This is a genomic window from Mycobacterium sp. (genome assembly GCF_032159775.1).
Taxonomy (GTDB): domain Bacteria; phylum Actinomycetota; class Actinomycetes; order Mycobacteriales; family Mycobacteriaceae; genus Mycobacterium.
This window is the reverse complement of sequence record NZ_JAVHWK010000063.1, coordinates 1-3,526: the sequence shown is the minus strand read 5'-3', so window position 1 is coordinate 3,526 and position 3,526 is coordinate 1. Positions and strand designations below refer to the sequence as shown.

3 protein-coding genes are annotated in these 3,526 nt (G+C 65.8%); all 3 read right to left on the bottom strand.

Annotated features, from left to right (window positions below; genetic code table 11):
* Positions 1-453 precede the first annotated feature (453 nt).
* A complete protein-coding gene (locus QOJ24_RS06925) occupies positions 454-1,221 on the bottom strand; it encodes an enoyl-CoA hydratase family protein (RefSeq protein WP_526260248.1) in 768 nt (255 codons plus the stop codon).
* Positions 1,221-2,402, bottom strand: coding sequence for an acyl-CoA dehydrogenase family protein (locus QOJ24_RS06920; protein WP_526260247.1), 1,182 nt, complete (start codon positions 2,400-2,402; stop codon positions 1,221-1,223). The genes QOJ24_RS06925 and QOJ24_RS06920 overlap by 1 nt, the downstream gene beginning before the upstream one ends.
* On the bottom strand, positions 2,399-3,526 hold a 1,128-nt coding region (locus QOJ24_RS06915), incomplete at its 5' end, for a biotin/lipoyl-containing protein (protein ID WP_526260246.1). The genes QOJ24_RS06915 and QOJ24_RS06920, both read right to left, overlap by 4 nt.

Sequence of the window (3,526 nt, the reverse complement as noted above, 5' to 3'; positions counted from 1 at the left end):
CGCCCATGGCGCCAACGGCTGCGATTGATTTGATCTTCATGTTTCTCCCGATTTCGAAGTTTTTGAGGGGTCCGCCGTGACGTGCTCGCCGCTCAGTTAACTCACTATAGCCTACGGATCACCACATCGCGCAAGTGCTTTCTTATTATCGCTGACGTCAGAACTCTCCGACGGGCGAGAAGCTTTCTGAAACGATCCAGCAAACATTGTTTGCTAGGGCTCTCTGACGCGAAATCTCGGTCAAAGCTGCAGGTAGACACATACTTCACCGGTGTGGTTACCGCGCACAAGATCGGCGGTCGATAACCTTTCGTCCCGGACGCCTCCCTTGCTACCGCACGGGCGTGTCAGTGGCACGCGTAGGCCACTACGCCATATTTCTCAGGTTGGGACTCAGCGAAGCCAGCAAACTAAGTTTGCTCCGAGGGCCGCGAAAGGGCTCCCAGGTATGAGTCAGTTGACCCAGTTCGGCGGACGCTTTTGCAGAAAAGAGAGCATTCCTTCGCGCGCCTCGTCCGACACGAACAGCTCGGCAGACTGCCTGGTCAGCGCCTCGGCCTGCCGGTCGAATGCATTCAAGATCGGCGCCGTCGTCAACCTCTTCGACGCGGCCAGGCCCTGCGGTGAGCCCTTCGCGATCTCGGCCGTCAGTTCGGCGACAGCTCCATTGACGTCGTCGACAGCGACCGTCGCCAGCCCGATCTCAGCCGCCACATCGGCCCCGAACTTCTCGCCGGTCACGAAATACCGCCCGACGGCCCGCGCAGACATCTTCGGCAGCAGCGTCAGCGAGATGATCGAGGGCGCCACCCCGATCCGCGCCTCGGTCAACGCGAAGGTGCTGCTGCGGCCCGCCACGACGATGTCGCACGCTCCGACGAGCCCCAGCCCGCCGGCCCGAACGTGCCCGTCGATCGCGCCGATGACCGGCTTCGGCATCTCGAGGATCGAGCGCAGAACGGACGTCAGCTCGCGCGCATTGTGAGCGACCGCCTCCGCCGCGTCGCCGCTGCTGGCCTCCGACAGGTCAGCTCCCGCACAGAACGTGCCGCCGGTATGGCCCAGCACCACCGCTCGCACCGCGGAGTCATCGGACGCGTCGCACAGGCCCTGACGCAACTGGCTGACCAAAGCCTTGGACAACGCGTTGCGGTTGTCCGGCGAGTCGAGCGTGAGCCGCGCGACCGGACCTTCGACGGAGTAGTGGACGACGGTCTTCATCAATAAGAGCGTGGCAGACCCAACGAGGTCTGCGCCACGAAGTTGAGAACCATCTCACGGCTGACCGGAGCGATGCGAGCCAACTTGGACGCGGTCACCGCGGCAGCGATGCCGTACTCCTTGGTCAACCCGTTTCCGCCCAGCGACTGCACCGCCTGGTCGACCGCACGCACCGATGCCTCGCCCGCCGCGTACTTGGCCATGTTCGCCGCCTCGGCCGCGCCGAAGTCGTCGCCGCTGTCATACAGCGCCGCGGCCTTCTGCATCATCAGCTTGGCGAGCTCGACCTCGATGTGGTTCTGCGCCAACGGATGCGACAGGCCCTGGTGCGCGCCGATCGGCGTCTTCCACACCTGGCGGGTCTTGACGTAGTCGACGGCCTTGTTGATCGCGAACCGGCCCATGCCCACCGCGCTGGCGGCGCCCATGATCCGCTCGGGGTTCAGGCCCGCGAACAACTGGGCGATCGCGGCGTCCTCGGAACCCACGAGCGCGTCGGACGGCAACCTGACGTCGTCGAGGAAGACCTGGAACTGGTTCTCGGGGCTGACCAGTTCCATCTCGATCTTCGTCCACGTGAAGCCGGGTGTGTCGGTCGGCACGATGAACAGCGCTGGCCTGAGAGATTCGGACTTGGCCACTCCATCTCTGAAGGCCCGGCCCACGACGAGAACCGCCTGTGCTTGGTCGACGCCGGAGATGTACACCTTCTGGCCGTTGAGAACCCAGTCGCTGCCGTCGCGGCGGGCGGTGGTGGTGATGCGGTGCGAGTTCGAGCCCGCATCGGGTTCGGTGATCGCGAACGCCATCGTGATCGAGCCGTCGGCGATCCCCGGCAGCCACCGCTTCTTCTGCTCGTCGGTGCCGAACTTGCTGATGATCGTGCCGTTGATGGCGGGGGAGACGACCATCAGCAGCAGCGGGCAGCCGCCTGCCGACATCTCCTCCATCACGATGGACAGCTCGTACATGCCCGCGCCGCCACCGCCGTACTCCTCGGGCAGGTTGACGCCGATGAAGCCGAGTTTGCCTGTCTCCTGCCATAATTCATCGGTGTGCTGGCCCGCGCGGGCCTTCTCCAGGTAGTAGTCCTGGCCGTAGTTGGCGGCCATGGCCGCCACTGACTTGCGCAGCGCCTGGCGCTCTTCGCTCTCGATGAAGCCGATGTCGTTCGTTGTCATGTGGCGGGCTCCTCAGATTGGTCTTCGACACGGGCGAGTACGGCGCCGACCTCGACCTGTTGGCCCGGTTCGACGTTGAGTTCCACGAGCACTCCGTCGCCCGGCGCGACGACGGTGTGCTCCATTTTCATGGCTTCCATCCAGATCAACGGTTGCCCCGAGGTGACGGTGTCGCCTACCGCGGCACCGATGCGCAGCACCGAACCGGGCATCGGCGCCAGCAGGGAGCCGTGCGCGAGCGCCGCAGTCGGGTCGGGGAACCGGGGCAGCGCCACGAGTTGCACCGGGCCAAGGGTGGAGTCGACGAACACGTCGTCGCCGTACCGCGCGACCTCCAACGGTCGGTCCACCCCGTCGACGGCGAGCACCACCTGAGTGGGCGACGCCGACACCAGGCTCACTGCGTCGAAGCCGGCTACTTCCAGCCCGACGCGGGTGAAGCGGTAGCGCACATCGTGAGTCTCGCCTGCGTTGCAGCGGTAGCTCTTGGTCTGATAGCCCGACGTGACGTTGCGCCAGCCACTGGGAGCGGCGGCGAATACTGTTGCGGTCCGGCGATTTCCGGCGGCATCCGCCAGTGCGGCGACCAGCGTCGCCAACTCGACGGCTCGTGCGTCGGCGAGCGGTGCGGCCAGTTCGGCCAGGCCGTGGGTGTCGAAGAACGCGGTGTCGGTGGCGCCGTCGAGGAACGCCGGATGACGCAGCACGTTGACCAGAAGGTCGCGGTTGGTGCGCACGCCGTGAATGCGGGTGCGGGCAAGCGTGTCGGCCAGCAGCCCGGCTGCCCGACGTCGCGTCGGTGCGTAGGAGATGATCTTGGCCAGCATCGGGTCGTAGAACACTGACACCTCGGAGCCGTCCTCGATGCCGGTGTCGACCCGCACCCCGAGCCCGTCGAGCGCTCCGAATCGCGTTGTGGTGTTGGGTACTTGGAAGCGGTAGACCGACCCGGCCTGCGGCTGCCAGTCCTTGGCCGGATCCTCGGCGTACAGCCGGGCCTCGATCGAGTAGCCCCGCGACGGCGGCGGTTCGGGATCGAGCCGCCCGCCGTCGGCGACAAGCAGTTGCAGCGCAACGAGATCGAGACCGGTGGTCGCCTCGGTGACCGGGTGCTCGACCTGCAA